Consider the following 242-nt stretch of genomic DNA (forward strand, 5'->3'; position numbering starts at 1 on the left):
CGGGCGCGGGTTCCGGCCAGATCCCCCAGGCCAAGGTCGTCGAGATATCGGCGTGCCTCATCCCGGGATGCGTCGGCCAAGCAGACATTGGTCTCCAGGGTCTCCTCCTCCAGTACCAGAGCGTCCTGGGTGGCATACCCGAAACACTCTCGACGGAGCTTCTGTCGCTGTTTCTCGTTGAGCTCGGTCAACTTCCGGTCTCCCCACCACACGGTCCCGTTGGAGGGCTCCTGCATCCCGTA

The 242-nt window shown here is 63.6% G+C and carries 1 protein-coding gene; it reads right to left on the reverse strand.

All coding sequences use genetic code 11. The annotated features are described in order from the left end of the window. Positions 1 to 191, reverse strand: a 191-nt coding sequence (locus EII35_RS15725) for a hypothetical protein (RefSeq protein WP_221739825.1), incomplete at its 3' end; no start/stop codon positions are given. Positions 192 to 242: the final 51 nt, after the last annotated feature.

The organism is Arachnia propionica, from assembly GCF_003932785.1.
GTDB lineage: Bacteria > Actinomycetota > Actinomycetes > Propionibacteriales > Propionibacteriaceae > Arachnia > Arachnia propionica_B.